We start from the raw sequence: 25,621 nt of genomic DNA, 5'->3' as shown, positions 1-25,621 counted from the left end.
ACGGGACTTTTCATGACCGAGACCCCCACCTCGCCGGGCCACGACCGGATCGAGCCGCTCGACCTGCAGACCGAGATGCAGCAGTCGTACCTCGACTACGCGATGGCGGTCATCGTCGGCCGCGCGCTGCCCGAGGTCCGCGACGGCCTGAAGCCGGTGCACCGCCGGATCCTCTACGCGATGTACGACGGCGGCTACCGGCCGGACCGCGGCTTCAACAAGTGCTCCCGCGTCGTCGGTGACGTCATGGGTCAGTACCACCCGCACGGCGACTCGGCGATCTACGACACCCTGGTCCGGCTCGCGCAGCCGTGGGTGATGCGGGCGCCGCTGATCCAGGGCCAGGGGAACTTCGGTTCGCCCGGTAACGACCCGGCGGCCGCGATGCGGTACACCGAGTGCCGGATGGCGCCGTTGGCGATGGAGATGGTCCGCGACATCGACCAGGAGACGGTCGACTTCCGGCCGAACTACGACGGCAAGTCGCAGGAGCCGGTGATCCTGCCGTCCCGCTTCCCGAACCTGCTGGTCAACGGCTCCTCCGGGATCGCGGTCGGGATGGCGACCCAGATCCCGCCGCACAACCTGCGCGAGGTCGCGGCCGCGGTGGACTGGGCGCTGGAGCACCCGGACGCCACCCAGGAGGAGCTGCTCGAGGCCTGCCTGCAGCACATCAAGGGCCCCGACTTCCCGAACGGCGCGCTGATCGTCGGCTACAAGGGCATCGACGACGCGTACCGCACCGGCCGCGGCTCGGTCACGATGCGCGCGGTGGTCGACATCGAGGAGGACGCCAAGGGCCGGACCAGCCTGGTCGTCACCGAGCTGCCGTACATGGTCAACCCGGACAACCTGGCGCAGAAGATCGCCGAGCTGGTGAACACCGGCAAGGTGAACGGCATCGCCGACATCCGCGACGACAGCTCGTCGCGGACCGGCCAGCGGCTCGTCATCGTGCTGAAGCGCGACGCCCAGCCGCGCGTCGTACTGAACAACCTCTACAAGCACACCCAGCTGCAGGACACCTTCGGGTGCAACATGCTGGCGCTCGTGGACGGCGTACCGCGCACGCTCAGCGTGAACCTGTTCATCAGCCACTGGATCGACCACCAGATCGAGGTCATCCAGCGGCGGACCCGGTTCCGGCTGCGCGAGGCGGAGAAGAACGCGCACATCTACCGCGGGTACGTGAAGGCGCTGGACGCCCTCGACGAGGTGATCGCGCTGATCCGGCGCAGCCCCGACGTGGACGAGGCGCGCACCGGTCTGATCCAGCTGCTCGACATCGACGAGATCCAGGCGCAGGCCATCCTCGACATGCAGCTGCGCCGGCTGGCGGCCCTGGAGCGGCAGAAGATCATCGAGCGGCTGCAGGAGCTCGAGGCGATCATCGCCGACCTCGAGGACATCCTGGCGAGCCCGGTGCGGCAGCGCGGGATCGTCAAGGACGAGCTTGCCGAGATCGTCGAGCGGTACGGCGACGACCGCCGGACCGAGATCATCGCGGCCGACGGCGACCTGTCGGTGCAGGACCTGGTGCCGGACGAGGACGTCGTCGTCACGATCACCCGCGGCGGGTACGCGAAGCGCACCAAGACCGACCTGTACCGCGTACAGAACCGCGGCGGCAAGGGGGTCCGGGGCGCGCAGCTGCGGGCCGAGGACGAGATCAGCCACTTCTTCGCCACCACCAACCACCACTGGATGCTGTTCTTCACCACCAAGGGCCGGGTGTACCGGGCCAAGGTGTGGCAGCTGCCCGAGTCCGCCCGCGACGCCAAGGGCTCGCACGTCGCCGGCCTGCTCTCGTTCCAGCCGGACGAGGAGATCGCGCAGGTCCTGACACTGCGGGACTACGAGCAGGCGGACTACCTGGTGCTCGCGACCAAGAAGGGCCTGGTCAAGAAGACGGCGCTGCGCGACTACGACTCCGCGCGGCAGAGCGGCATCATCGCAGTCAACTTCCGCGAGGACGACGACGAGCTGATCGGCGCCGACCTGGCGACTGCCGAGGACGACCTGCTGCTGGTGTCGCGCAAGGGCCAGTCGATCCGCTTCACCGCGAACGACGAGCAGCTGCGGCCGATGGGCCGGGCCACCTCCGGTGTCACCGGCATGAAGTTCCGCTCCGGCGACGAGCTGCTGTCGATGTCGGTGATCCGGGCCGGCGCGGACGAGGACACGCAGTTCGTGTTCACCGTGACCGACGCCGGGTACGCCAAGCGTTCGCGCGTGTCGGAGTACCGGCAGCAGGGGCGCGGCGGCCTCGGCATCAAGGCCGTCAAGCTGAACGACGAGCGCGGCTCGCTGGTCGGCGCGATCATCGTCGTCGACGAGGACCAGGTGCTGGCGATCAAGGCGAGCGGCCAGGTCGTCCGGAGCCGGGTCGACAGCGTCCCGGTGAAGGGCCGCGACACGATGGGTGTGCGGTTCGCCGGCGTCGGCGAGTCCGACGCGGTGGTCGCGATCGCCCGGAACACCGATCTGACCGTGGTCGGGGAGGAATCGGAAGCGGCCGAGGAGGGTACTGTCGCTGAAGGTGCCCAGAATGTGGACGGAGCGACAACCGAATCCACCTCTGAGAGCGTCCAGACTGATGACCAGCGTTCGACGGACGTCGACGGCGCGGCTACCGTCGAAGGCGACGAAGCCGGCCAGGAGGGTGACTGATGACCAACCGCGCGAGGCCGACCTGGCCTGAGGGTGCGGCCGACAGCTCGAACTCCCAGCGCACGTCGCCGGGCGGGAAGCCGTCCGCTGCCCCGGGCAACCCGGCCTCCAACGGTCGTTCCAACGGCGTCCCCGGCGCCAACGGCCAGCAGAGGACGGGTACGCCGAACGGTCAGCGGCCGGCCGCCGAATACCGTCCGCAGCCTCGACCCGGTACGCCGGGTGCCGGCGCCGCTCCGGTGCGTCAGCCGTCCCCGAGTACGCCGGGACGCCCGGAGCCGTGGTCGGCGCCGGGCGCTGGCCAGTCGTCGCCTTCGCCTTCGCCTTCGGCTCCGGTCGGGGCGTCGTACGGCGAGACCGAGGCGAAGACCGACTCGTTCGGTGACCGGATGAGCGCGGCGCGCCAGGCCGTGATGGACAAGGCGGCCGCGGTGAAGGCGACCAAGCCGGACAAGTCGGAGCGGGCCACGGCGAAGCAGGAACGGCACGCCGAGAAGGACGCGAAGACGTCGGGCCGGCCGCAGACCCGGAAGGCGCGGCTGCGGATGGCCCGCATCGACCCGTGGTCGGTGATGAAGACGGCGTTCCTGCTGGCGATCGCGTTCGGCATCGTGACCTGGGTCGCGGTCTTCATCGTCTGGTCCGCGATCGGCGCGGCCGGCGTCTTCGAGAACATCAACTCGACCGTCCGCGAGGTCCTGGGCACCCCGACCGGCGAACCGTTCCGCGTGGAGAACTACATCAACACCGGCAAGGTGATGGGTTTCACCACCCTGCTCGCCTGCGCCGACGTGCTGATCATCACGGCGCTCGCGACCCTCGGAGCGTTCCTCTACAACATCGCCGCCACGCTGCTCGGCGGCCTCGAAGTCACGCTGGCGTCGGAGGACTGACCTGGTATTCCCCGCTCCGGCCGGGCCCGCCGCGGGCCTGGCCGGAACCGGTTTGGGAGTAGGGCACTTGGTGCGGTAATCTCTCCCGGGTTCGACACCGCGGTACGCGGGCCTATAGCTCAGACGGTTAGAGCGCTGCCCTGATAAGGCAGAGGTCACTGGTTCAAGTCCAGTTAGGCCCACCACCCACTGTGAAGTCCGATCCGAGGAGTCCCGGTGCTGAGAAAGTTCCTGCTGGTGCTGCTGGCCGGCGTCGGTGGATACTTCGTCTACAAGAAGACCCAGCAGTCCCGCGCCGAGAAGGACCTCTGGGCCGAGGTCGCCGACCCGGTCACCCCGGGCCACTGACCACCCCACGGGGGCGTAGCTCAACTGGCAGAGCACTGCCTTTGCAAGGCAGGGGTTAGGGGTTCAAGTCCCCTCGTCTCCACCATGTGATCTTTCACGAGATCCCGGACCCCTGATTGGGGTCCGGTTTTGTTTGGCCGCTAGTTGCGGGCTTACTCGGTTCGGCCTTGGGGTTTGAAGCGGCGTACTTCGTGGGGCCAGCCGCAGGCCTCGGCGACCTTGGCTGCCCACATCTTCGCGGTCTCGTCGTCGGGGACGCTGACCAGGGCGAAACCGCCCAGGAACTCCTTGCTCTCGACGTACGGCCCGTCGGTGACCAGTACCTCGCCGCTGGTGGGATCCGCGCTGTAGATCGGTCCGTCCTCCTCTTCGAGTCCACCGGCGAAGACGTACACGCCGGCTGCCTTCATCTCCTCCGTGACCGCCCTGGCCCGCGGCCCCCGCCCGCGGAACCACTCCTCGGGGTGGTCGCCGACCCACTGCTGATTGAAGTAGATGAGGTACGCGGGCATGCCTGCTCCTTCAACTCGAGCGGACCCGTCGTCCGCCTCCACCCACGCAACGAACGCCGCCCGACGAATCCGACAACCCCCACACATCTCCTATCATCCCGGCCATGCCGAGCTCAGCGCCGTACGTCGTAGCGGTCGATTCGGGCGGGACGCAGACCAGGGTCGGCTGTTTCGGCCTCGACGGGGTGCTGCTGGCGCGCCACACCGGGCAGGGTGGGTCACCTACTCATAACCACGCTGCCGTCCAGCATTTCCAGTCGACGGTCGCCGCCGCGCTTGGTGTCGGCGGACTCGCGGCGGAGGACGCCGTCGCGTTGACGGCCGGCCTGGCCGGCTACGAGACAGATCGCGCCAACGAGTGGATCGGCACCTTCTTCGAAGGGACTGGGCTGACCTGCCCGCGGCAGGTGGTGAACGACTCGGTGGTCGCGCATCGCGGTGCGCTTGGCGGGGCGCCCGGGGTGATTGTCGTGGCGGGGACCGGTTCGATGATCGCGGCGATTGGCGAGGACGGGGTGGTGGTCGACAGTGGTCGGTTCCAGCACTACGCCGGCGGCGCACGGCATCTCGTCTACGACGTCATGCAGCGCATCCTCATCGGCGATCACACCGCTGACGATTTGCCGTTGGTCCGGACGGTGCTGAAGTGGTGGGGCGCTCGCGACGTTGATGAGCTGCGTCGGGTCTTGCTCGGGCTTGGCGGGCAGGACCGCAACGACGTGAAGCATCGGTACGGTGGGTTGGCGCCGGCGGTCATGGGCGCCGTATACAGCTCTCCGCTCGCCGACGCTGCGGTGACGCGGTTGGCTGAGAAGACTGCCGTCGGTGTGCGGTTGTTGGCACCGTTGGTTGATGTGAGTGTGGTGCCGGTGGCACTGGCGGGGGCGTTGGCCACGGCCGCTGAGTTCGGCGAGCGGATCTCGCGGTTTCTGGTAGCCAGTTCTGAACCCTGCATCAGCGTTGCCGATGCCGTGCTCGATCCGCTTGGGGGTGCGGCGCTGATGGCCTTGGAGGCTGCCGGTGTGCCGCGTACTTCGCAGCTCGTTGAGAGACTTCAGGCGTCGACCATCCGCTAGGCCTTTGTCACGCTGGTTCGCGAGAATCCTTGGGGGACGGTGTCGGATCCGGGGATCGGTGTTCGTGGTGAGGGTGTGGCGGCCTGGGTGGGTCGCACTGCCTGAGAGGAGATGGCTGTGGCGCAGTATCTGATCTCGTTCAACGATGAGTGGGTGCCCGAGCACACCGAGGAGGAGCTCGGCGCCAAGAGTGTCGCCGGGCGCGCGGTGATCGCCGAGATGGAGGACGCCGGGGTCTTCATCTTCAGCAACGGCGCGCTCGACGCCTCGACCGCGATCTGCAGCGTCGAGGCGAAGGACGGGGAGCCGATCTTCAGCGACGGGCCGTACGCCGAGACGAAGGAACACCTGGGCGGGTTCGCCGTGATCGACGCCCCCGACGACGCCACGGCCCGCTACTGGGCCGGCCGCCTCGCCGTCGCCCTGAACTGGCCCCAGGAGCTCCACCGCTTCCCCGACTTCGAACGCCCCAACCCCACCGAAACTGCTTGACTGCGGACGGGGTGGGTCAGAGCCCGCAGTCGCCCACCCCGTTTGACGGGGCCCGCGCTCGCCCGCTCCGCTTGGCGGGGCCCGCGCACTTGCCCACTCCGCTTGGCGGTACGTCGGACCGCTCGAGGTGCGTTCACCGCCAGGTACGCACCGCGCTGCCGTCGGCGGAGGGGCATCCGAGACGGCGTCGACAAAGGCGGGCCGCGGGTTCGTCACCGGCGGGGCATACGAGACGGCATCGACCAGGGCGCCGAGGCGGCGCCGAGTGGGGCGGTCGAGAGGGCGCGGAGCCGGGGGCAGTCGAGGCGGCGTGGAGCGGGGGCGACCGAGCGTGAGCGTCACCGGCGGGTTCGACCTCTGCGAGGTCGGCTGGCCTTCAGCCGCGGACAGCACAGGTCTGCGCGGGTCGCTCGGTAGGTTCGATGTCGGACGTCATGCCGGGCGGAAGGCGGATCCGTCGGGACGTACACGGCAAGCTGCAGGAGGCCGACGTACCCGAACATTCCCGAGTTGGATCACCGCTCGTGTGGGCAGAGGGTTGCCAGGGCTGCGTCTATTGGGGGTAGGTCCGGCAGCGGGTTGCCTGGGGTCCACCAGGTGGCTTTTGACATCTCGTTGTTCGGGGTGAAGGGCTGGGGCGTGGAGATGGAGCCTTGGTAGATCGCGAGGTGCTCCAGGCGGTGGTCGGGGGCTACCTGGATTTTGGCCACGCCGGCGAAGTCGAGGGTGTCTGCTTGCTGGCCGCTCTCCTCGGCGAGTTCTCGTACGGCGGCCTCTCGAGGGGATTCGCCTGGATCGAGCATGCCGCCGGGGAGTTCCCACGCCTGGTGGTATCGGTTGAAGACCATCAGGCACTCGTGTCCGTACCAGAGCACGACCAGCGAGGCTGTCAGTGGGGCGGACGGATCCAGGCGGCTCAGGTCTTCTTCTCGGAGGCGGTCGAAGGTGAGGAGGATCGAGCCGTCGGAGTTGTGGACCGGGAGGTCGTACATGGGTGGCGAGTCTTTCACGGGTGGCAGACTTGCGCGGGTGATCGAGCAGGGTGCTTTCGACTTCAAGCGGTACCAGGAGGCTGCGGCGCGGACCGGGGCGCCGATCGCTACCGACCATCCGATCGTCTATCCGACGCTTGGGTTGGTGAACGAGGCGGGTGAGGTTGCCGGGAAGGTGAAGAAGATCTTCCGGGATCGGGAGGGCGTGATCAGCGATGCTGATCGGGAGGCGTTGACGCTCGAGTTGGGGGATGTGCTGTGGTATCTGTCCGAGCTGTGTACCCGGCTCGGCATCCGGCTCGAAGATGTTGCCGAGCGCAACATCACCAAGCTCGCGGACCGGGTCGCGCGCGGCGTCCTCCACGGCGACGGCGACCAGCGGTGACGGGTTAGGGGCGGAAGTGGTCGGCGGCTGCTTGGATTTGGGCTCGGCGGGTGGTCCAGAAGGTGGCGTTGGCTGCGACTGTGTCTGAGTCGCGGCCGAGTTGGCCGTCCAGTTGTTCGCGGAGGATGTCGGCGTGGCCTGCGTGTTGGGATGTTTCGGCGACCATTCTGATCAGCAGCGCGCCCAGTGTGGTCTCCCGGTCCCAGTGGGCGACGTACCCCGGACTGTCCAGGTCGAGGTCGTTGACGGTCCGGTCGGCGTGTGCGCAGGCCTGGCGGTAGACGCCGACGATGTACTCACGCGACTCGTCCGGTGTCGCCCACAGATCGATCTCGGTGTACGGGTCGTCCCGGAACCACGTCGGCCGCTCGACCGCCGGTCGGCCGAACGCGTCGCCCAGGTACCCATACTCCAACCCCGCCAAATGCTTCACCAACCCGAGCAGGTTCGTGCCCGTCGGAGTCAGCGGCCGCCGTACGTCGTACTCCCCCAGGCCGTCCAGCTTCGCGAGCATGACCGCGCGCCCCGCCCGCAGCGCCTCCAACAGTTCCGCCTTCAGATCCATGGCTCAGTACCTGACCAGCGGACCGATCTCGACCGGCGGCACGTGCCCGGTCGGCGGTCGGGTCTGGGCCAGCGCGACGCCGATGTCGACGAGCGCGGCGCGGTCCAGCGTCGGGACCTCGCTGATCGGGGTCCACACGGACTCGGCGGTCTCCCCGTTCGGCTCGGGGCGGGCGGTGCCGGCGGTGATGCGGACGGCGTAGAAGATGCCGATGTTCTGGTGGTCGACGTCGCCCGGGATGCGCCGTTCCGCGGCGGGCACGATCCGGGAGTCGACGCCGAGCAGGCGCTCCACCACGGACTCGTACCCGGTCTCCTCGGCCACCTCGCGGGTCACGGTGTCGAACGGATCCTCACCCGGATCGACCCCACCGCCCGGCAAGGTCCACCAGCTCCCGTCGCCGTACGGCGAGACGTACCGCGCCAGCAGCACCCGCTCGTTCTCGACACACACGGCGTACGCAGCCACCCGTCGACTCATCCCCGGACCCTAACCCGACCGCCGCGCGCCGCGCACTGCAGTTGCCTGAGGCAAGGATTGAGAAACCCTCACCGATCGGCCACATCCGGCCATCGGCTGGCCGCATCCGCTCGTGTCACCGAGCTGTGACGGAGCGCTGTTAGCGTCCCTGGCGAGCAACCGCTCCGCATTTCCTACTCGGGAGAATTCGATGAGAAAACTAGCGGCACTGGTGGCCGGTCTGGTCGCGGCGGCCGGCGGCGTGTACGTCGTCGCGGCCCCTTCTGCGCAGGCGGCCGACTGCGGCGGCACGTACACGATCGTGGTCGGCGGTACCGGCGACAACGACTCCAAAGCGCCGTACTGGCAGGGCAACATCAGCCAGCGCGTCGGGTACCCGGCCCAGCCGATCGGTCACAACGCCCGCCTGGGTGTGAATGAGCTGAACCGGCTGATCCGCGACCACCGCAACGCCTGCCCCGACCAGCACGTGAAGGCGGTCGGCTTCTCGCTCGGCGCCGCCGTTGTCCACACCTGGGTGTCGGAGAACTGGCCGACCATCGACAACGTCAACGCGGTCCTGATCGCGGACCCGAAGCGGGCCGCCGGTCCGGGCGCGCCCGGTGCCGCCGCGCACCCGCTGGTCGCACCGGTCGTCGGCGCGCCCCTCGCGGGCGCCGACAACAACTTCGGTGACATCCCGACGCTGACGCTCTGCACCGACGACATCATCTGCGACGCGAACGCGACCTCGGGCCTCCCCGGCTACCTGTGGGAAGGCAAGCACGGCAACTACAACTTCAACGTCGACGTGTACTCCGACGACGCCCGCGGCCAGTGGTTCAACGGGGTCTACATCCCCTGACAACCACACGTACTGCGGACATCCACAGCAGGTGTCCGCAGTACCCGCGGAATAGAGGTGCCGGCGGTGGTGGTTGCCTCGGGTATGGGTGTTGAGATCGGGGTCATTCTGCCGACGTCGTCGCCGGAGGCCGGGCGGGCGATTCTTGGGGATGTGCGGGACAGTGCACGGTACGCCGAGGAGGTGGGGCTGGACTCGGTGTGGTCGACGGATCATCTGATCGCGAGTGCGCCGATGCTCGACAGTTCCGTCGTACTGGCGACTGCGGCCGCGGTGACCGAGCGGATCACGATCGGGTACAACGTGATGCTGCTGGCGTTGCGGCCTGTCGCGTGGGCGGCGAAGCAGGTCAGCACGCTGCAGTTGGTGTCGGGCAACCGGCTCGTGCTCGGCGTCGGGACGGGCAACCCGGCGCATGGTGACGTCGGATGGCGGGCGGCGGGTGTGGAGTTCTCCGAGCGTGGGCGGCTGACGGACGAGGCGCTCGCGGTGCTGCCTGACCTGATCGCCGGCAAGCCTGTCGCGGACATCCAGATCTCCCCCGGCGCGACTGTGCCGCCGATCTTCGTGGCCGGCGGCGGGGCGCGGGCGCACCGGCGTGCGGCGAAGTACGCCGACGGTTGGGCGACGATCGCGCAGTCGCCGGACGAGGTGCGCGCCAACCTCGAGCAGATCAACGCACTTGCCAACGGCAAGCAACTGAAGGCGACCGTCGTCGCACCACAACTCCAAGGCGACCCGATCGCCCAACTCGCCGAGTACGAGGCAGCCGGTGTCGGACGCGTCATCCTCCCGCCCACCGGAGACTGGCGACGCGACTACGACCAAGCCGCCGAACTGCGCACCCGCTACCAAGGCTGACCGCAGTGGGCTGGTGAAAGCCCTGCGGATTGGACCTGTCGACCGGCCGGCACCACGACCGAGAGTGGTGCCGGAGAAGCGAGTCGAGGATGTGAGTGATGTACGTACCCGCGCATTTCGCAGGTGACGACGAGGCGGTTCAGGCGTTGCTGTCCAACCACGGAGCCGCGGACCTGGTGACGATGACGCCGGACGGGCTGACGGCGACGATGCTGCCGTTCGTGCACGACCCGGACCGCAACGTGCTGCTGGGACACTTCGCACGGAACAACGAGCACTGGCGCCGGCCCGTGAGCGGCGATGCGCTGGTGATCATGCGCGGCCCGGACGCGTACGTCTCGCCGTCCTGGTACGCGTCCAAGCAGGAGCACGGTCGCGTCGTCCCGACCTGGAACTACGTCACCGCCCACGTCTACGGGACCATGACCGTGTACGACGACCCGGCCTGGGTCGAGGACGTCGTACGGCGTCTCTCGGACCACCACGAGGCGCCGCGAGCGGAGCCGTGGTCAGTCGATGATGCGCCCGCGAAGTTCGTCAGTGGTCAGCTGAGGGCGATCGTCGGCGTCGAGATCGCGATCAAGCGGATCGAGGCCAAGCTCAAGCTCAGCCAGAACCGCCCGGCCGCTGACGTCGCCGGGGTGATCGCCGGCCTCCGCGGCGACGGCGAGCACCGGACGGCCGCCGCAGTGGAACAACAGATTTGACCTTGCCCCCAGGGTCAAGGTTTATCGTCCCGCCCATGGCTGGAGTGATCGTAGTAGGAGCCGGTCCTGGAATCGGGGCGGCGGTGGCGCGGCGGTTCGTCCGCGAGGGTATGAGCGCGGGCCTGATCGCGCGGTCGGAGGCCACGGTGAAGGCCGTGGCCGCGGAGCTGGGCAACGCCGACGTGCTCCCGGTGACCGCTGACGTGACCGACGAGCCCGGGCTCCGCGCCGCCCTCGACCAGGTCGTCGAGGCGTACGGCGTACCCGAGGTGGTCGTGTACAACGCCGCGCTGATCCAGCCGGACCGGATCGGCGACCTCACCGCCCAGCAGCACCTCGACGCGCTGGCGGTGAACGTGGTCGGCGCGATCACCACCGCCGCGCACCTCGCGCCCGCGATGGCCGAGCGCGGCCGCGGGACGTTCCTGATCACCGGCGGAATGCCCGCCTCGAAACCGGAGTACGCAAGCCTCTCGCTCGGTAAGGCCGGTGTCCGCACGGTCGTCAGCCTGATCGACCAGCAGTACGGCGCCGCGGGCCTGCATGCCGCGAGCATCACCGTCAGCGGCGGCGTCGCACCCGGCACCGGCTGGGACCCGGACGAGATCGCCGGCCACTACTGGCGACTGCACACCCAGATCCCGGCCGACTGGATGCACGAAGTGGTCATCTGACCTCTTGTCGTATTGTTCAACAATCTCTATCGTGGGATCACCTGAGAGGGGGTCCCATGACGACTGCAACGACGGCAACGCTCACGCCGGCCCAGGCCCGGTCGCTGTTCCGCGACGACTACAGCGGCCCGACCAACGGCTGGGCCGGCGGGTACACGCAGACCAACCTCATCGCGGTCCCCGAGGACTGGGCGTACGACGTCCTGTTGTTCTGCACGCGCAACGCACAGGCCTGCCCGGTGCTCGACGTCAGCGACCCGGGTGACCCGACGACGCGGCTCGCGCGCGGCGCGGACCTGCGGACCGACATCCCGCGGTACCGGATCTGGCGGGACGGCGAACTCGTGGCCGAGGTGGCGGACGCGACCGAGGCGTGGCGCGACGACCTGGTCGCGTTCTCGCTCGGCTGCAGCTTCACGTTCGAGACCGCGCTGGCCGCCGCGGGGATCCCGCTGCGGCACGTCGACCAAGGGCGGAACGTCGCGATGTACGTGACCGACCGCGAATGCGAGCCCGCCGGCCGGCTGCACGGTCCGCTCGTCGTGTCGATGCGGCAGATACCGGCGGACCGGGTCGACGACGCGGTCCGGATCACCCGAGCCATGCCGGCCGTGCACGGCGGCCCGGTCCACATCGGCGATCCCGCCGAGTTGGGCATCGCCGACCTGGCCAGCCCGGACTTCGGCGATCCGGTGGATGCGGCGGACGGCGACGTACCGGTGTTCTGGGCGTGTGGGGTCACCCCGCAGGCCGCGTTGATGGCGTCGCGGCCGCCGTTCGCGATCACGCACGCCCCCGGCTACATGTTCATCACCGACCGCCGCGACAGCGACTACCGCCTTCAGGCGTCGTAGGTCTCACCCGGCCGGCCGTTCCGCCAGCGGAAATCGCAGATCACGGCGCGATGGTCGGACGGGTACACGCCGTCGACCGCGTCCCCGGCGATGACCGCGGACTCGACGCTGACCAGCTGATCCTCGTGGCCCGGACGGTAGAAGATGTGGTCGATGCGCTGATCGACCAGTTCCGGTCCGGCCTCGAGCGGAGCGGACGGATGCGTCGACGGCAGTGTCACCGCGTCGGCGGCGCCGTTGCCCGCGGTCCAGGCGTCGACCAGCACCTCCCGCAGCGGACGCAGTACGGCGCTGTCGGCCGCCGCGTTCAGGTCGCCCATCACGAGCGACGGGCAGGGCCCGTCGCTGGCCGGGTCGGTCCCGAGGTCGGCCAGGAGCCGTGCCTGCGCGAGCCGGTCGTCGCTGAAGGTCGTCGCATGCTCCAGGCGCGACACCGCGACCGGCAACGGGCCGACCGGATGCGCGATCCGGACGCGCAGCGCGACAGGATCCCAGGAACGATGCCGGGCCGGCAGCGGGATCACCTCCTGCTCGAGGATCGGCCAGCGGCTCAGCAACGCGATGCCCAGCTCCACTCCGTCGTGCTCGGGCGTCAACGTCGGCTCGGGAGTTCGCGGGTACGACGGGGACGCGAAGACCGCGTGCATTCCGAGCGCGTCCGCGAACTGGTGCGCCTGCGTGCTGCCCTCCGCGCTCCAGACCTCCTGCAGGGCGACCACGTCCGGGGTGAAGCGATCGATGGTGGCGAGGATGCCGGGCTGACGTTCGCGCCAGCGCGGTCCGAAGCGCCACCAGATGTTCCAGGTCATTGCGCGAAACCGCGGATCCACCACGTCAGGCTCCTCAGGGCTCGGGTGCGCACCCCTGGTACCCACTCCGGCTGACACATGATCGTTGCCTTGAGCACCTTCCTTCCGTGTCAGTTTGTGCACGGACTGTCACGAACTGTCACGGACGGTTTACGGCTGCATGCAGATGTCCGGAGAGCCCTGGCGGCAGCAGGAGCCCGCGGCTGATCGTCATGTCAGGAAGACGAAGTCGAGAAGAGTTCGAGTCAGGTCGACCACGGGAGGGTCCGGACACGTGCTCGAGACTTATCGCGGGATCCCGCACCTGTTGGACACCTGGTTCGTGCTCACCGGCATGACCCTGCCGATCGCACTTTCCTCGTTCCGCCGTCCCGGCGACCTGGTCCCCCGGATGGCCGCGTTCTGCATCCCGGCCGCGTTCGCGCTGGTGATCGCGGTGACGCTCAGCCCGACGACGCACCGCCTCGGCCAGATCGGTCAGTGCGGGACGCACCTCACCACGACCGGTGGGCTGACCTCGCTCCAAGGGCTGCTGAACGTCCTGCTGTTCGTCCCGGTCGCGGGCATGCTCACGCTCGCCAGCGGCCGGCCGGTCGAAGGGGTCGCCGCCGGGATCGGGATGTCGGCCGCGGTCGAGGCGGTGCAGGCGCTGCTGCCGCAGCTCGGTCGTTCGTGCCAGCTGCACGACCTGATCGCGAACTCCCTCGGAGCCTTCTGCGGGGTAGCGCTCGCGGTCGGCCTGCGGTTCCTGACCCGGAGCCTGGTGCTCGCGCCGCGCGTCACGCCGGCTGTGGTCGAGCACGCGGCGTTGCTCGTCGTACGGCGGCCGCGGCAGCCGGCCCGGCACCGTCGGGAAATCCTCGTAGCGCCGGGAAGGCCACGGAGATATCACAGAACGAACACACAGTTATCCGGATAGTTATCCACAGGCTGTGGATAGAACCGTGGATGACCGCGTGACTACTTGGGGATATCCACAGGTCACGGCCGGACGTCGAGGCCGAGCGCGGCCGCGACGACCATCGCCTGGGTCACGTCGATGCGGGCGTTCCGCAGCGCGACGGTCAGCGGATCGAGGGTCGACAGGTCGGATCCGCGCAGGTCGGCGCCGGAGAAGTCCGCCTTCTGCAGGAACGCGCCGGACAGGTCGAGGTCCCGGAGCACCGCCTTCGGAGCGCGGACGCCGGTCAGGTCGGCCTCGCGGAACTTCACGCCGGTGAACTCGGTGCCCTTCAGGTCCGCGCCCGGCAGCCCGGTGAACGACCAGTCGCCGCCGGACACCTTCATCAGGCTGTAGGTGCAGTCGTCGAAGAAGCTGCCGACGAACTTGCACCGGGTGAACGTGGCGTCGAACAGCGAGCACCGGACGAACGTGCAGTTCACGAACGCGGCGTCGGTGTGCGTCGACGCGTTGAACCGGACCCCGCGGAACGTGCACTCCTCGAACACGCCGCCGCGGTTCTCCACCTCGGTCAGGTCGGAGTCCACGAACAGCACCCGCCGGTACGTCTGCCCGGAGGGATCCGCGTCGTCCCAGTCCCGGATCGTCGACTCGGTCGGCGCCGCCGGCCGCCCGTCCACCCGATCAGCCATGCCCACTCCTCCGTCCGGTTGAGCCCTCACCCTGCCACGACGTACCGACAGAGTTGTGATGTTACGGAAGGCCGACCGACAAATACGGGCCGCACGATGGAGGAGTGACCGGAACTGAGCGGGTGATGGTGTTCGGCGCGGGAGGTTTCCTCGGCGCCAGGATCTGCGCGCTGCTCGCCGACCGCGGGATCGAGTACCGCGGGCTGAGCCGGACCCGGAGCGAGCCGTACCGGCGCTGCGACCTGGCCGCGATGCACCCGTACGCGCTGGACACCCAGATCGGGATGTACAAGCCGACCGTGGTGATCAACGCGGTCGGCGCGACCTTCGGCGAGCCGGCCGACCTGGTCCGGGCGAACGTCATCGCGGTCGAGGCGCTGCTCGCGTCGGTCCGGGACAACGCGGGGCACGCCCGGTTCGTCCAGCTCGGCTCCGCCGCGGAGTACGGCGGCGGTCCGCACGGCACCAGCCTGTCGGAGGAGACGGCGCCACGGCCGCTCGGTCCGTACGGGATCACCAAGCTCGCCGGGTCGGAGCTCGTCCTCCGGGCGCAACGGGCCGGCGCCGATGCCGTCGTACTGCGGATCTTCGACGTGATCGGGCCGGGCGCGCCGGACAGCACGCTGACCGGCCGGGTGATCCGGGACCTGCGGGCGCGGCAACTGATCGAGGTCGGGTCGCTGGACGTGTGGCGGGACTTCGTCGACGTCCGGGACGTGGCCGAGGCGGTGCTGTCGGTCGCGTTCGCCGACGGCGCGCTGCCGCCGGCGCTCAACGTCGGCACCGGCCGAGCGACGCTCGCGCGGGACGTCGCCGGGCAGTTGTTCGAGCTGAGCGGCCAGCCCGCGACGATCGTCGACGACGCCGGCCAGGAGACCGCCCTCGGCGCCCCTTGGCAGCAGGCCGACACCACCCTGATCGGCAAACAGCTCGGCTGGTCGCCGAAGATCACATTGGAACAATCCCTGGCCGACAGCTGGGCTCAAGCAAACTAGGCCGGGTGCAGATCCGCTCGCTCAGTGAGGCCGCGCCGGATCGGCGGCCGCCTGCCGTCAACGAGGACCTCGTAGTGACCGGGCCCGACTTCGCCGTCGTCCTGGACGGGGCGACTGCTCCGCAGGGAGTGGAGTCCGGCTGCGTGCACGACGTCGCGTGGTTGGTGCGGCAGCTCGCCTGCCAGCTGGCGCCTCCGTTGATCAGCCGATCGTCCGCGCCGCTGCCCGACCTGCTCGCCGAAGCGATCGCCGGCGTCCGCGCGAGCCACGCGGACAGCTGCGACGTCAGCAATCCTGACAGCCCGTCGTCCACCGTCGCGATGGTCCGGCTGCACCCGCATCACGTCGAGCACCTGGTCCTGGCCGACTCGCCCGTCGTACTGCGCTCACCGACCGGCCAGGTCACCGTCCACAGCGACGACCGGATCGAGCTGCTCCCGGAGCGGACCCTCGACGCCGTACGCCGGTCGCGCAACCAGCCGGGCGGCTTCTGGGTGGCCAGCACCGAGCCGAAGGCGGCGTACGAAGCTCTCACCGGGACCACCGACCGCGCCGACACCGACGCGATCGCGCTGCTCACCGACGGCGCGTCCCGCTTCACCGAGCGGTACGGGCACACGTGGGACGAACTGTTCGACGTACTCACGACCGACGGGCCACGCCGGCTGATCGACCGCGTCCGCGAGTACGACGCCGCGGCCCCGGCCCCGCGCTGGAAGCGGTACGACGACGCGAGCGTCGTACTGCTTCAGGGGCCGTAGGTCGGAAAACCAGGCCCCGGCCGCCGCGGCGCGTACTGCGGGGTCGGCGGCGGTACGACGTCCTGCACCGGCGCCGGCGGCGGTACGACGCGCGAGTGCTGCCAGCGGCCGATCTCGAGCATCAGCAACGTCACCGTGACGCCCGCGACGACCAGCAGCACCGTCGCCACCGTGAACCCGATGTCGAACGCGAGCGCGACCCCCACCAGGTAGTCCTGCAGGTCGTAGATGTCGACGGACTGGCTCCCGGAATCGCGGCTGTCGGACACCTCGACCAGCCGGACGATCCAGACGATGAGCCCGATCACCGCCGCCAATCCACCACCGACGACGATCACCCAGAACGTGCACCACGTCGCCCACCAGGTGTAGAGCAGCGCGCGGATCCGCCCCGAGCGGGCCACGCCGGGCTGGTCGAGCGGCTCGCTCGCGCGGGCGACGTCCTCGACGACCTGCAGGGGGTACCAGAACTGCACGATCGGGCAGAACCACGCGCACACGACCCAACCGGGCGACCGGCGGTGCGGTCCGGCCGCGGGTGCGCCCGGAGGCGGCGCGAACGGGGCGTACAGCACGTCGACGTTGTCGCGGGCACGCCACAGCCAGATCAGGAACGCGATGCCGGTCCCGACCAGCAGGTAGCCGAACAGGTCCAGGAACGGCCCGGCGCCGGCGATCGACTCGATCCCGCGGTCGATCTCCTCGTCGGAGAGCAACCCGTACACGAACCGCTTGACCTCGTCGTACGACCGCCAGAGCAGCACGCACTGGGCGATCGCCGCGAGCACGCTCAGTCCCATCAGCACGATGCTGACGATCCCGACCGCGCGCAGCGGCCGGTACTGCGGCACCACCGGCATCGGCTGGTACGGGTACGGCTGGTACGGCCCAGGTCCCTGGTACGGCCCCGGATAAGGCTGCGTCACCTCTCACCCCCTCGCAGCCAAGTTAACCGCACGCCCGTCTCACACCGCCGCGAAGATCTCCCGCACCGCGGGCAGCGCGAGCTCCCGGTCCGCCGCCGACAGCCCGATCCGGGTCCGCCGGTCCAGTACGTCGTCCTCGGTCAGCGCCCCCTCGTGCCGGACGGCGAACATCACCTCGGCGTACGTCGTCCGCAGCCCCGGCGCGAGCGGCCGCAGCAACTCGGGCGGGCCCGCGATCACCTGCGGCGCCTCCACGCCGTACCGCTGCACGAACCGCGCCGGCGCCCGCACCGCCGCGAGGTGGACGCGGTCCGCGGCGCCGACCAGCGGGATCCGGTGCGTCGAGCACGGCCGCCGGACATCGATCGTCGACTGCTCGAGCGCCTTGTCCAGGGCGTCCTGGGCCATCCGGCGGTAGGTGGTGAGCTTGCCGCCGACGATCGTCACCACGCCGTCGGGACTGGTGAGCACCGCGTGCCGCCGGGAGATGTCGGCGGTCTTGTCCTCGCCCTTGTGGTGGCCGGTGTCGAGCAGCGGCCGCAGCCCGGCGTACGTGCCGAGCAGATCCGCGCGGGTCACGGGCTGCTGCACCGCGGCGTTGATGGTGTCGAGCAGGAAGTCGATCTCGGCGTCGGTCGCCTGCGGTACGTCGTTCACCGGGCCGGGCGCCTCCTCGTCGGTGAGCCCGACGTACACCCGGTCGTCCGGGGCGGGGATCGCCATCACCACGCGGCGCAGCTCCCCCGGCACCGGCACCGTGAGTACGGCGGACAGCCCGCCGAACACGGACTGCGGCAACACCAGGTGCGTCCCGCGGCTCGGCCGCAGCTTGATGCCGGCGGCAACTTGGTCCGCCCAGATCCCGGCCGCGTTGATCACGATCCGCGCGTCCACCGTGCGCCGGTCGCCGGTCAACTGGTCGACCAGGACGGCGCCGCGGCCGGTGACCTCGGTGGCAGCGACGCGGGTCAGGATGCGGGCGCCGTACGACGCCGCGGTCCGGGCGATGGCGACCACCAGGCGCGCGTCGTCGTACAACTGGCCGTCCCAGGTCAGGAACCCGCCGCGCATGCCGTCCGGGCGGAGCGTCGGCGCGTACCGCAGGATCTCCGCCGAGCTGACCCGGCGGGAGTGCGGCAGGTAGTCGTCGCTGGTCCGCGCGAACGTCCGCAGCACGTCGCCGCCGAGGAACGCCGACCGGAGCAGCGCGGCCTGCACGAACCTTGCCTGCGGCAACCACGGGGCGATCTGCGGGACCGGGTGCACCAGGTGCGGTGCGGTGGTCTTCATCAGGATGCCGCGCTCGACCGCGCTCTCGTACGCGATCCCGACATGCCCGGAGGCCAGGTACCGCAGGCCGCCGTGCACGAGCTTGGAACTCCACCGGCTGGTGCCGAACGCCAGGTCGTGCTTCTCCACCAGGGCAACGCTCAGTCCGCGGGCCGCCGCGTCGAGGGCGACGCCGGCGCCGGTGACCCCGCCGCCGACGACCAGTACGTCGACCGCTCGCAGCGTGGCGAGCTCACGGGAGCGCCGTACCGCGTTGAGGCTCGCGTTGCCCAGGCTGATCATGGCGTCAGGTACCTCGTGAGCATCACGCGCAGCTCCTCGTCGAGCTTCGGGTACTCGTCGGGCGACGCCATCACCGGGCCGGACACCGCGGAGGCCAGCGAGACCAGGATGATCTGCCGGGCCAGCCACACCGGGTCGCCCTCACGGATCGAACCGTCGGCCTGCCCCTGGCGGATGCCCTCCTCGACCAGCGCGAGATGCGCGACCGTGCTGCTGCCGCGCCGCTCCAGCAGGTACGGCGTCAGGAACTCGGGGTCGAGCTCGATGATCTTGCGCATCAACGGGTGCACGCGGGTCTTGGCGACCACCTCGACGACGCCCTCGACCAGGCGGGCGCGGCCGTCGACGGCGTCCGGCTGGAAGGCGGACACCAGCGCGATCGTCCACTCCCGGGTCATCAGGGCGGCGACCACGGCCTGCACGTTCGGCCAGCGCCGGTACAGGGTCGCGCGGGAGACCTCGGCGTGCCGGGCGATGTCGGCCATCGTCATCCGGCGCATCCCGATCGCGAGCAGCAGCTCGTACGCCGCGTCCAGGATGCGCTCCTCGCCGATCGCGTTCGCCGGCGTCGGACGGGTGCTGGCCTCGGGGACTGAATCGCTGCTACGCTGAGACATCACACGTCAGAGTGTATCAGCGACTTTGCCGTCCCGGAACTGTCGAGGGGAGGTGGAAGCCAGGGGGTTCCACCTCCCCTCGACGCTACCTCCCGGGACGGCCTTAGGGGAGCCAGTGACGAACGAATCCGACCTCCCGGTGGCGCAACTCACGCCCGGCCGCTGGGGCGACCCGTCCCACCCGGTAGAACTCCCCACCGCCGCCCTCGAAGCCCTCAAACACCTCGGCGTACGACGCCCCACGCCCGCCGCCGGTGCGCACGCCGCGGTGGTGGACCGGCCGGGGCTGACGGCAGCCCAGCTCGCCTTCCTCACCGGGGTCGTCGGTAACGAGCATGTCGCGTCCGACGTCGATACCCGGTGGGCGCACACACGCGGCTACTCGACCACCGACCTGCTGCGGTTCCGGGCGGGCGACACCTCGGACATGCCCGACGCGGTCGTCTTCCCGGGCTCCCACGACGAGGTGCAGGCCGTGCTCGCCGGATGCGCCGCAGTGGATCTCGCCGTGGTCCCGTACTCCGGCGGCACCTCGGTCGTCGGCGGTCTCGCCCCTGCGCGCCGCTTCGTCACCGTGGACCTGCGGCGCCTCGACCAACTGATCGACGTGGACGAGGTCTCCCACACCGCCACGCTCCAGGCCGGCGTCCGCGGTCCGGCGGCCGAGGCGCTGCTGGCCGAGCGCGGCTACACCCTCGGGCACTTCCCGCAGTCCTACGAGGGCGCGTCGATCGGCGGCTACGCGGCCGCGCGCTCGAGCGGCCAGTCCTCGGCAGGCTACGGCCGCTTCGACCAGATGGTCGTCGGGCTGACCCTGGCCACGCCACGCGGAACCATCGAACTCGGACGCGCGCCGATGTCCGCGGCCGGGCCGGATCTGCGCCAGCTGGTACTCGGCTCCGAGGGCGCATTCGGGATCATCACGTCGGTCGTCGTACGGATCCGGCCGCGACCGGCCGAACGGCACTTCGAGGGCTGGCGGTTCGAGAGCTTCGACGCCGGGCTGAACGCCGTACGACGGCTCGCCCAGGACGGGCCGTTGCCGACCGTGCTCCGGCTGTCGGACGAGGTCGAGACAGCGGTGAACCTGGCCGACCCGGACGTGCTCGGCGGCGGGACCGGCGGGGTGCTCGCGATCGTCGGCTTCGACGGGCCGTACAACCAGGCGACCGCGAACGTGCTCGCCGCCGCGGGCGGTGAGAACCTCGGCGAGGGTCCCGGCGAGACGTGGCGCACCGGGCGGTACCGCGCGCCGTACCTGCGCGATCCGCTGCTCGACGAGGGCGCTTTGGTAGAGACGCTCGAGACCGCTGCCTTCTGGTCGCGGATCCCCGCGTTGAAGGCCGCTGTCACCGAAGCGCTCGTCGGCGCGTTGAGCGAGACGCCGCCATTGGTTCTGTGCCACGTCTCGCATGTCTATGAAACCGGCGCTTCGCTCTACTTCACCGTCGTCTGCGCCCAGGCCGGCGATCCGGTCGAGCAATGGCGTACGGCGAAGCGCGCCGCCAACCAGGCGATTGCCGAAGCCGGCGGCACGATCACCCACCACCACGGTGTCGGCACCGACCACCGCGACGCCTACACCGCCGAGATCGGACCGCTGGCCGTGGAGGCGCTGCAGGCCGTCAAGGCAACGCTCGATCCCGATTCCGTCATGAATCCGGGCATCCTGTTGCCCGAGAGGGATTGACTTCAAGTTCGCTTGAGGTACGACGGTGGTCGGCATGACACCTGATTCCTCGAACCGTCCTGTCGCTCTGATCACCGGCGCCTCCGCCGGTCTCGGGCTCGCGCTCGCGCACGGGCTGGCCGATCGCGGCTGGGCGCTGGTGATCGACGCCCGCAGTGCGGAGGCCCTCAAGGACGCCGCGGACGCGGTGGCCGATAGGACCGACGTCGTACCGCTGGCGGGCGACGTCGCCGACCCGGACCACCGCGCCGACCTGGTGGACGCGATCACCGAGCTCGGCCGGCTCGACCTGCTCGTCAACAACGCCAGCTACCTCGGCCCGAGTCCGTTGCAGGCGCTGGCCGCGGCGGACCTTGACGAACTCCGTCGCGTGTACGAGGTCGACGTACTCGCACCTGTCGCACTCACCCAAGCCCTGCTGCCGGCGCTCACCGCATCGTCCGGTGTGGTGATCAACATCAGTTCCGACGCTGCTGTGGAGGCCTACGAGACCTGGGGCGGGTACGGCTCTGCCAAGGCGGCTCTCGACCACGTGACTCGGGTGCTGGCCGCAGAGCACCCGGCGCTTGCGGTGTACGCCGTTGATCCGGGTGATCTGCGTACTGCGATGCACCAGGCCGCCTTCCCCGGTGAGGACATCTCGGACCGGCCTGAGCCCAGCACCGTCGTACCTGCGTTCCTGCAGTTGCTGGACAACAGGCCGGCCAGTGGTCGGTACCGGGCAGCGGAGTTCGCGCCGGCGGTGACGTCGTGACGGTGCATCCGCACACCAGGTTCGTGCTGCCGGACGCACTGAACGCTGGTGAACCTCCTGAGGCACGTGGTCTGTCGCGTGACCAGGTGAAGCTGCTGGTCGCGGAGGGGTCGACCGTCACGCACACCCGGTTCGACCGGCTCGGCGACCACCTGCGGGCCGGGGACCTGTTGCTGGTCAACACCTCCGGCACGCTGGCCGCAGCTGTGGACGGGTCGCCGTACACCGTGCACTTCTCCGCGCCGCTCGACAACGGCACCTGGGTGGTTGAGCTGCGGGACGGTGGTGCACCGATGTTCGACGGTGCTGCTGGGCAGGAGGTGCAGCTGCCGGAGGGAGTGCTGACGCTGCTCGCGCCGTACCAGGCTGGTGCGAACCGGCTGTGGATCGCGCGGCCGCCGGTGGCGGACGTGCTCGGGTACCTGCAGCGGCACGGGCGGCCGATCACCTACAACTATGTGGGGAAGCGCTGGCCGCTGGCGTCGTACCAGACGGTCTTCGCGCGGGAGCCGGGCAGTGCGGAGATGCCGAGCGCGGCGCGGCCGTTCAGCTTCGAGTTGGTGAGCCACCTGGCGGCGCAGGGCGTGCTGATCGCGCCGATCGTGCTGCACTGCGGCGTCTCGTCACCCGAAAGCCACGAGCCGCCGATGCCCGAGCGGTACGACGTACCGGCACACACGGCGCGGCTGGTGAACTGGGTGAAGTCCAACGGCGGCCGGGTCATCGCGGTAGGCACCACGGCGGTCCGCGCCATCGAGTCAGCCGCGACGGACGGCACAGTCACCCCGTCCCGCGGCTGGACCAACCTGGTGCTCACCCCCGACCGCCCACCCCAGGTGGTAGACGGCCTCATCACCGGCTGGCACGCCCCCGAGGCCTCCCACCTACTCCTCCTGGAATCAGTAGCCGGCCCCACCCAGGTCCAACGCGCCTACGACGCCGCCATCCACCACAACTACCTCTGGCACGAATTCGGCGACACCTGCCTCATCCTGCGTTGACCATCCGGGCGCACAGGTGCCAGACCGCCGCACGATTGTGTTCGTCCAGGACGCTGTCCGGCCAGGCGGACTCGCCGGCGTCGGTGTCGAAGTACTTGCCCGTGACACCTTCCAGCGCGGGGCTCGTCGCGAGGTGGATACTCGACCGTGACGCCTTCGCGATGTCCTTGAGGAGCACAGGGCCCAGGAGCCGGAGCGCCGGCACGACCGGACGGTAGGCGTACGGGAAGGCCCGCAGCGGCATCGCGCGATTGCCCGGGGTCGACGCGTGGCCCGGGTACGCGACGTTGACCGTGATGCCGTCGGTGGTCCGGGCGAACTCGTAGCTCATCGCCATCAACGCGGTCTTGCAGTGGTTGTACTGGCTGAAGGTCCAGCCCAGGAAACGCTTCTCCGCCTGGAGGTTCGTGCGGTCGATCGGGCCGTTCGGGATGCCGCCGGTGAGGTTCACGACCCGGCCCGCACCGGCCCGGAGTTCCGGGAGCAGCAGCTGGGTCAGCAGGTACGGCGCGAGCACGTTGGCGGCGAACGTCAGTTCGACGCCGTCCGCGGTCAGCTCGCGCCGCGGCGGGGAGTAGCCGAAGTTGTTCACCAGCACGTGCAGCACTTGCTGGCGCTGGGCAACCTTCTCGGCGAGCGCCCGGACGCCGTCCTGGCGGGTGAGGTCGGCGGCGATCCAGTCCGCCGTACCCCGGGTCTGTTGCCTGATCCGCTGCGCCGCGGCGGCTGCCCGGTCGGGGTCGCGACCGACCAGGATCACCTCCGCGCCGCGGTCGGCCAGTCCCCGAGCGGTCTCCCAGCCGATCCCGCCGGTACTTCCGGTCACTAACGCAGTCCGACCTCGCATGTCGCCTCCTGATGTCCATTTTGTCACTCGATGACAGATTAGACAATGAAGGACAATCGGTACACTCGGGGGCGTGACGGGACTTCGGGCGCGGACGCGGGACGCGGTGCGGGCACAGCTGGCCGAGCTGGCGATCGGCCTGTTCCTGGACCGTGGGTACGACGCGACGACCGTCGACGACATCGCGGCGGCGGCCGGGGTGTCGAAGCGGAGCTTCTTCCGGTACTTCGGGACGAAGGACGACGCGGTCTTCCACGGCGCCGACGCGGTCGCGGAGCGGGTCGCGCGGGAGCTCGAGACCGCGGAGGGCGACGACTGGGACTGTCTGCGGCAGGTACTGACCCGGTGGCAGGACGCGATCTACGCGTCAGGCCGGGTCCTGGAGCTGGTCGAGTCGTCGCCGGCGCTCCGGGCCCGCATGGTGGAGAAGCGCGACGAGCTACGCCGGCTGATCAGCGCGGCACTGCTCGCTCGTCCGGGATCGACACTGGACGCATACTCCGCCGACCTGCTGACGGCGGCTGCCGGCGCAGTACTCGATGCCTCCGCGCAGGAATGGCTGCGGACCGGCGGCGACCGGGCGGAGCTGATCAAGCGCGGCTTCGAAGAACTCGGTCCGCGCCGCCGCTGAGGTCAGGAGGCTTTGGCCTCCTGCTGCTTGTGTCGCGAGATGCGTTCGGTGTGGTCGGCGGCCTGGAGAGCGGTCACCGCGTTCGGGTTCTCCGGTGCGCGCTGCACGACCTGATGCTCGTTGCCGGGACGCGCCCGTTTGTCCACTGCGCGTGGGCTCATGTGGATGTCCTTACCAAGTTGGTCCCCCGTCGGGACGTCACCTGATTACACGAGCACCACACGCCACCTGTCACCAGGTTTTATCCAACTGAGCAGAAGTTGTGGCCTAGGCCGTTTGTTTGTTGCGGCGGTTGTGGTTGCTCAGTTGGAGCAGGATCCACGCGACGGTGGCGCCGGTGACGAAGCCGCCTAGGTGGCCTTGCCAGGAGACGTTGGGGATGACGAAGGAGAGGACTGCGGTCACCGCGACGTACATCAGGATCCAGGTGACGTCCAGGCCGCGGGCGCGGCTGATCACCAGGAGGGCGCCTACCAGGCCCAGGACCGCGCCGGACGCGCCCAGGGTGGCGCCGCCGGGAGACGACAGGAACCAGACCGCGACGCTGCCGCCCAGCGCGGACAGCAGGTACAGGACGATGAACCGCAGGCGGCCGAGCATCTGCTCCAGTGGCGGGCCCAGCTGCCACAGCATGAACAGGTTCGAGATGATGTGGAAGAACTGCACGTGGGTGAACGCCGACGTGAGCAGTCGCCACGGCTCGATCTCCGCGAGCACCGGGACCATCACCAGGTCACCCAGGAGCCGCGGGCTGCCGGAGCGTACGGCGATGAAGACCAGCACGTTCAGCGCGAGCAGCGTGTAGGTGACGATCTGCTGGTTGCCGGCGCGCTGGATGCCGCCCAGGGAGGTCCGGGTCCGCGGGATCGAGCGGACGCCCTCGTTGAAGCAGTTCGGGCACTGGAAGCCGACGGCGGCGCTGTTCATGCACGCCGGGCAGATCGGCCGGTCGCAGCGCTGGCAGCGCACTCCGGCGGGCCGATCCGGGTGCCGGTAGCAGACGGTCTCGGTCACGCGGGTTGCGTCCCTCCCCTGGAAGCGCGGGGCCGGCGGCGCCGGCCCCGCGGGAAAG

30 protein-coding genes and 2 tRNA genes are annotated in these 25,621 nt (G+C 69.7%); 20 read left to right on the top strand and 12 right to left on the bottom strand.

Features of this window, described 5'->3' with window-relative positions:
• The first annotated feature begins 12 nt into the window (after positions 1–12).
• The 5 genes from gyrA to ABN611_RS12155 all read left to right on the top strand — a co-directional run bounded on the left by gyrA (position 13) and on the right by ABN611_RS12155 (position 3,996).
• Positions 13–2,670, top strand: coding sequence for a DNA gyrase subunit A (gene gyrA, locus ABN611_RS12175; RefSeq protein WP_350279945.1), 2,658 nt, complete (start codon positions 13–15; stop codon positions 2,668–2,670).
• A complete protein-coding gene (locus tag ABN611_RS12170) occupies positions 2,670–3,563 on the top strand; it encodes a DUF3566 domain-containing protein (RefSeq protein WP_350279944.1) in 894 nt (297 codons plus the stop codon). Before gyrA ends, ABN611_RS12170 begins: the two co-directional genes overlap by 1 nt.
• Before the next feature lie 108 nt (positions 3,564–3,671).
• A tRNA-Ile gene (locus tag ABN611_RS12165) sits at positions 3,672–3,748 on the top strand.
• 34 nt (positions 3,749–3,782) lie between these two features.
• On the top strand, positions 3,783–3,911 hold the full coding sequence (locus tag ABN611_RS12160; protein ID WP_238350767.1) for a DLW-39 family protein: 129 nt from the start codon (positions 3,783–3,785) through the stop codon (positions 3,909–3,911).
• Positions 3,912–3,920: 9 nt separating this feature from the next.
• A tRNA-Ala gene (locus ABN611_RS12155) sits at positions 3,921–3,996 on the top strand.
• A gap of 67 nt (positions 3,997–4,063) precedes the next feature.
• On the opposite strand, the gene ABN611_RS12150 is transcribed toward ABN611_RS12155, so the two are convergent.
• A complete protein-coding gene (locus ABN611_RS12150) occupies positions 4,064–4,423 on the bottom strand; it encodes a YciI family protein (RefSeq protein ID WP_350279943.1) in 360 nt (119 codons plus the stop codon).
• A gap of 104 nt (positions 4,424–4,527) precedes the next feature.
• On the opposite strand from ABN611_RS12150, the gene ABN611_RS12145 reads away from it, so the two are divergent.
• Positions 4,528–5,499 carry a hypothetical protein gene (locus ABN611_RS12145; protein ID WP_350279942.1) on the top strand — a complete coding sequence of 324 codons (972 nt, stop codon included), beginning with the start codon at positions 4,528–4,530 and terminating at the stop codon, positions 5,497–5,499.
• Between the two features lie 117 nt (positions 5,500–5,616).
• Positions 5,617–5,991: a YciI family protein gene (locus tag ABN611_RS12140; RefSeq protein ID WP_350279941.1), complete on the top strand. Its 375-nt coding sequence runs from the start codon at positions 5,617–5,619 to the stop codon at positions 5,989–5,991.
• A 515-nt stretch (positions 5,992–6,506) separates the two neighbouring features.
• On the opposite strand, the gene ABN611_RS12135 is transcribed toward ABN611_RS12140, so the two are convergent.
• On the bottom strand, positions 6,507–6,983 hold the full coding sequence (locus tag ABN611_RS12135; RefSeq protein WP_350279940.1) for an NUDIX hydrolase: 477 nt from the start codon (positions 6,981–6,983) through the stop codon (positions 6,507–6,509).
• A 37-nt stretch (positions 6,984–7,020) separates the two neighbouring features.
• Between ABN611_RS12135 and ABN611_RS12130 the strand changes: the two genes are divergently transcribed.
• On the top strand, positions 7,021–7,368 hold the full coding sequence (locus ABN611_RS12130) for a nucleoside triphosphate pyrophosphohydrolase family protein (protein WP_350279939.1): 348 nt from the start codon (positions 7,021–7,023) through the stop codon (positions 7,366–7,368).
• Positions 7,369–7,372: 4 nt separating this feature from the next.
• Here ABN611_RS12130 and ABN611_RS12125 read toward each other — a convergent pair whose 3' ends face one another.
• The gene (locus ABN611_RS12125; protein ID WP_350279938.1) at positions 7,373–7,933 is read right to left on the bottom strand and encodes a DinB family protein; all 561 of its coding nucleotides are present in this window, start codon (positions 7,931–7,933) and stop codon (positions 7,373–7,375) included.
• 3 nt (positions 7,934–7,936) lie between these two features.
• The gene (locus ABN611_RS12120; protein ID WP_350279937.1) at positions 7,937–8,413 is read right to left on the bottom strand and encodes an NUDIX hydrolase; all 477 of its coding nucleotides are present in this window, start codon (positions 8,411–8,413) and stop codon (positions 7,937–7,939) included.
• 190 nt (positions 8,414–8,603) lie between these two features.
• Between ABN611_RS12120 and ABN611_RS12115 the strand changes: the two genes are divergently transcribed.
• The 5 genes from ABN611_RS12115 (at position 8,604) to ABN611_RS12095 (ending at position 12,353) form a co-directional block, all read left to right on the top strand.
• Entirely contained in the window at positions 8,604–9,257 is a 654-nt protein-coding gene (locus ABN611_RS12115; protein ID WP_350279936.1) for a cutinase family protein, read from the top strand.
• An 84-nt stretch (positions 9,258–9,341) separates the two neighbouring features.
• Positions 9,342–10,118, top strand: a complete 777-nt coding sequence (locus tag ABN611_RS12110) for an LLM class flavin-dependent oxidoreductase (RefSeq protein WP_350279935.1) — start codon at positions 9,342–9,344, stop codon at positions 10,116–10,118.
• Between the two features lie 98 nt (positions 10,119–10,216).
• Positions 10,217–10,825, top strand: coding sequence for an FMN-binding negative transcriptional regulator (locus ABN611_RS12105; protein WP_350279934.1), 609 nt, complete (start codon positions 10,217–10,219; stop codon positions 10,823–10,825).
• 35 nt (positions 10,826–10,860) lie between these two features.
• The gene (locus ABN611_RS12100) at positions 10,861–11,499 is read left to right on the top strand and encodes an SDR family NAD(P)-dependent oxidoreductase (protein ID WP_350279933.1); all 639 of its coding nucleotides are present in this window, start codon (positions 10,861–10,863) and stop codon (positions 11,497–11,499) included.
• Between the two features lie 56 nt (positions 11,500–11,555).
• Positions 11,556–12,353 carry a putative hydro-lyase gene (locus ABN611_RS12095; RefSeq protein ID WP_350279932.1) on the top strand — a complete coding sequence of 266 codons (798 nt, stop codon included), beginning with the start codon at positions 11,556–11,558 and terminating at the stop codon, positions 12,351–12,353.
• Here the strand turns inward: ABN611_RS12095 and ABN611_RS12090 are convergent.
• Complete coding sequence (locus tag ABN611_RS12090; protein ID WP_350279931.1) at positions 12,341–13,162, bottom strand: endonuclease/exonuclease/phosphatase family protein; 822 nt, start codon at positions 13,160–13,162, stop codon at positions 12,341–12,343. The genes ABN611_RS12095 and ABN611_RS12090 overlap by 13 nt on opposite strands.
• Positions 13,163–13,436: 274 nt before the next feature.
• Between ABN611_RS12090 and ABN611_RS12085 the strand changes: the two genes are divergently transcribed.
• Positions 13,437–14,081, top strand: a complete 645-nt coding sequence (locus ABN611_RS12085) for a VanZ family protein (protein ID WP_350279930.1) — start codon at positions 13,437–13,439, stop codon at positions 14,079–14,081.
• Positions 14,082–14,143: 62 nt separating this feature from the next.
• On the opposite strand, the gene ABN611_RS12080 is transcribed toward ABN611_RS12085, so the two are convergent.
• Positions 14,144–14,755: a pentapeptide repeat-containing protein gene (locus ABN611_RS12080; protein WP_350279929.1), complete on the bottom strand. Its 612-nt coding sequence runs from the start codon at positions 14,753–14,755 to the stop codon at positions 14,144–14,146.
• Between the two features lie 104 nt (positions 14,756–14,859).
• On the opposite strand from ABN611_RS12080, the gene ABN611_RS12075 reads away from it, so the two are divergent.
• Both ABN611_RS12075 and ABN611_RS12070 read left to right on the top strand, forming a co-directional pair.
• Positions 14,860–15,750: an NAD-dependent epimerase/dehydratase family protein gene (locus ABN611_RS12075; protein WP_350279928.1), complete on the top strand. Its 891-nt coding sequence runs from the start codon at positions 14,860–14,862 to the stop codon at positions 15,748–15,750.
• A gap of 5 nt (positions 15,751–15,755) precedes the next feature.
• Complete coding sequence (locus tag ABN611_RS12070) at positions 15,756–16,511, top strand: protein phosphatase 2C domain-containing protein (RefSeq protein WP_350279927.1); 756 nt, start codon at positions 15,756–15,758, stop codon at positions 16,509–16,511.
• Here the strand turns inward: ABN611_RS12070 and ABN611_RS12065 are convergent.
• From ABN611_RS12065 to ABN611_RS12055, 3 genes are read right to left on the bottom strand one after another with little or no spacing between them, the layout of a single operon-like run.
• On the bottom strand, positions 16,499–17,437 hold the full coding sequence (locus tag ABN611_RS12065; protein WP_350279926.1) for a DUF4328 domain-containing protein: 939 nt from the start codon (positions 17,435–17,437) through the stop codon (positions 16,499–16,501). The two genes, ABN611_RS12070 and ABN611_RS12065, sit on opposite strands and share 13 nt — an antisense overlap.
• A gap of 39 nt (positions 17,438–17,476) precedes the next feature.
• Positions 17,477–19,009 (bottom strand): glycerol-3-phosphate dehydrogenase/oxidase, encoded by a 1,533-nt coding sequence (locus ABN611_RS12060; RefSeq protein ID WP_350279925.1) that lies wholly within the window; start codon positions 19,007–19,009, stop codon positions 17,477–17,479.
• The gene (locus ABN611_RS12055; RefSeq protein ID WP_350279924.1) at positions 19,006–19,626 is read right to left on the bottom strand and encodes a TetR/AcrR family transcriptional regulator; all 621 of its coding nucleotides are present in this window, start codon (positions 19,624–19,626) and stop codon (positions 19,006–19,008) included. Before ABN611_RS12055 ends, ABN611_RS12060 begins: the two co-directional genes overlap by 4 nt.
• A 115-nt stretch (positions 19,627–19,741) precedes the next feature.
• Here ABN611_RS12055 and ABN611_RS12050 point away from each other — a divergent pair, with 115 nt between their 5' ends.
• The 3 genes from ABN611_RS12050 to ABN611_RS12040 are packed head-to-tail and all read left to right on the top strand — an operon-like array spanning position 19,742 to position 23,071.
• On the top strand, positions 19,742–21,316 hold the full coding sequence (locus tag ABN611_RS12050) for an FAD-binding oxidoreductase (RefSeq protein WP_350279923.1): 1,575 nt from the start codon (positions 19,742–19,744) through the stop codon (positions 21,314–21,316).
• 34 nt (positions 21,317–21,350) lie between these two features.
• A complete protein-coding gene (locus ABN611_RS12045) occupies positions 21,351–22,070 on the top strand; it encodes an SDR family oxidoreductase (protein ID WP_350279922.1) in 720 nt (239 codons plus the stop codon).
• Entirely contained in the window at positions 22,067–23,071 is a 1,005-nt protein-coding gene (locus tag ABN611_RS12040; protein ID WP_350279921.1) for an S-adenosylmethionine:tRNA ribosyltransferase-isomerase, read from the top strand. Before ABN611_RS12045 ends, ABN611_RS12040 begins: the two co-directional genes overlap by 4 nt.
• Here the strand turns inward: ABN611_RS12040 and ABN611_RS12035 are convergent.
• Complete coding sequence (locus ABN611_RS12035) at positions 23,058–23,897, bottom strand: SDR family NAD(P)-dependent oxidoreductase (RefSeq protein WP_350279920.1); 840 nt, start codon at positions 23,895–23,897, stop codon at positions 23,058–23,060. The genes ABN611_RS12040 and ABN611_RS12035 overlap by 14 nt on opposite strands.
• A 94-nt stretch (positions 23,898–23,991) precedes the next feature.
• Here ABN611_RS12035 and ABN611_RS12030 point away from each other — a divergent pair, with 94 nt between their 5' ends.
• Positions 23,992–24,549 carry a helix-turn-helix domain-containing protein gene (locus ABN611_RS12030; RefSeq protein WP_350279919.1) on the top strand — a complete coding sequence of 186 codons (558 nt, stop codon included), beginning with the start codon at positions 23,992–23,994 and terminating at the stop codon, positions 24,547–24,549.
• Positions 24,550–24,551: 2 nt separating this feature from the next.
• Here ABN611_RS12030 and ABN611_RS12025 read toward each other — a convergent pair whose 3' ends face one another.
• Positions 24,552–24,710: a hypothetical protein gene (locus ABN611_RS12025; RefSeq protein WP_350279918.1), complete on the bottom strand. Its 159-nt coding sequence runs from the start codon at positions 24,708–24,710 to the stop codon at positions 24,552–24,554.
• A gap of 106 nt (positions 24,711–24,816) precedes the next feature.
• Positions 24,817–25,563 carry a rhomboid family intramembrane serine protease gene (locus ABN611_RS12020; RefSeq protein ID WP_350279917.1) on the bottom strand — a complete coding sequence of 249 codons (747 nt, stop codon included), beginning with the start codon at positions 25,561–25,563 and terminating at the stop codon, positions 24,817–24,819.
• Positions 25,564–25,621 lie beyond the last annotated feature (58 nt).

The sequence above is a fragment of the Kribbella sp. HUAS MG21 genome, from assembly GCF_040254265.1.
In the GTDB taxonomy this organism is placed as follows: domain Bacteria; phylum Actinomycetota; class Actinomycetes; order Propionibacteriales; family Kribbellaceae; genus Kribbella.
Note: the sequence above shows the minus strand (reverse complement) of the source record. Positions and strands in the feature narration are given on the sequence as shown.